The sequence below is a fragment of the Mesorhizobium sp. M7A.F.Ca.US.014.04.1.1 genome (genome assembly GCF_003998745.1).
GTDB classification, from domain to species: Bacteria; Pseudomonadota; Alphaproteobacteria; order Rhizobiales; family Rhizobiaceae; genus Mesorhizobium; species Mesorhizobium ciceri.
In genome coordinates this window covers 1-1,610 of the sequence record NZ_RZRW01000904.1, presented here as the reverse complement: position 1 = coordinate 1,610, position 1,610 = coordinate 1, and the positions used below count along the sequence as shown (strand labels likewise).

Below are 1,610 nucleotides of genomic sequence, written 5' to 3'. Positions count from 1 at the left end.
GAAAGCCTTCTGGCTGTGCCTCTCGCGCTGGATGTCTCGCGCAAGGCGGGACACCTGATCCGCCAGAACATCGCGATTGCGATCGTCTACAATGCCGTCGCCGTGCCGATCGCCATCCTGGGCCACGTCACGCCTCTTATCGCAGCGATCGCCATGTCCGCTTCATCGCTGCTCGTGATCGGAAATGCGCTGCGTCTGCAGAGTTCCAGGCCAAGTTCGCCGGTGAAAAATGTTCGGCGCGACAGGCGTTCCGATATCACCAAATTGGCCCAATCCTCATGACAACCCTTGCCTACCTCATACCTGTGGCCCTCTTTCTTGGCGCGCTTGGCCTGGGGGGGTTCCTGTGGGCTTTGAAGAGTGGCCAGTACGAAGATCTCGACGGCGCCGCCGAGCGGATCCTTATCGATCGGGAAGACAAGATCGGCAGATAGCGAAGTGCTGGCAAAATAACCGGACCACGACCGTCTCCACCTTGACTATGACGCGCCAGATCGGTGTCCGAGAATCTTAGGTCTCCAAAATGAACTCCACCAATTTGCGCCAGCGCAAAGAAACGCTGCGTCAGGTCAGCTAGGTTCTGCTCATCCGCAACGGTTGAGAGATAGGAGACTGACATGATCACGCGACGTGAAGCTCTGTTCGGGGCAGCGATCGGCGCTGCCGCCGTGGCAGCACTACCTGCATTTTCGGCACCTGTGACAAAGGCGGACATTCGAGGGCTCGCCCGCGAAAAGATCAAGCTCGTGGCACCGCCGTTCGTCCATCCGCACGATCAGGTCGCCAAGGGTGGACCCAAGATCGTCGAGTTCACCATCACGATCGAGGAAAAGCCTCTTGTCATCGACGCCGACGGCACGACGCTCAATGCGATGACCTACAACGGCTCGATCCCCGGCCCGCTGATGGTCGTTCATCAGGACGACTATCTCGAGCTGACGCTCATCAATCCCGACACCAACTCACTCGCCCACAACATCGACTTCCACGCCGCGACGGGCGCTCTGGGTGGTGGCGGTCTCACGCTGATCAATCCCGGCGAACAGGTGACCTTGCGCTTCAAGGCGACGCGGACGGGAACGTTCGTCTACCACTGCGCACCTGGTGGCGCGATGATCCCTTGGCATGTCGTCTCCGGCATGAGCGGCGCAATCATGGTGTTGCCGCGCGATGGGCTCAGGAACGACAAGGGCGAGCCGGCCAGATACGACAAGATCTTCTACATCGGCGAGAACGACTTCTATATTCCGCGCGACGAGAAGGGCAATTTCAAGAGCTACGAATCTGCCGGCGACGGTTACGATGACATCGTCAAGGTCATGCGCGGGCTGATCCCGACGCATGTCTTGTTCAACGGCAAGGTAGGTTCCCTGACCGGCGACAACGCCATGAAGGCGAAAGTCGGCGAGACCGTGTTGATCGTCCATTCACAGGCCAACCGCGATACCCGGCCGCATCTGATAGGCGGTCACGGCGACTATGTCTGGGAACAGGGCAAATTCGCCAACCCGCCGGCCAAGGACCTGGAAACCTGGTTCATCCGTGGCGGCTCGGCGGGCTCGGCGCTGTATACGTTCCTGCAGCCAGGTGTCTACGCCTACGTGAATCAC

General features: G+C 59.6%; 2 protein-coding genes and 1 pseudogene. All 3 read left to right on the top strand.

Going from position 1 to position 1,610, the window contains the following annotated elements; genetic code table 11:
• Positions 1-282, top strand: a pseudogene (locus tag EOA22_RS32930) (nitrogen fixation protein FixI); the annotation flags it as partial.
• A complete protein-coding gene (gene ccoS / locus EOA22_RS32925) occupies positions 279-434 on the top strand; it encodes a cbb3-type cytochrome oxidase assembly protein CcoS (protein ID WP_013524995.1) in 156 nt (51 codons plus the stop codon). The pseudogene EOA22_RS32930 and the gene ccoS, both read left to right, overlap by 4 nt.
• 183 nt (positions 435-617) lie before the next feature.
• Positions 618-1,610 (top strand): copper-containing nitrite reductase (gene nirK / locus EOA22_RS32920; RefSeq protein ID WP_127390572.1); only part of this gene is annotated, 993 nt, incomplete at its 3' end.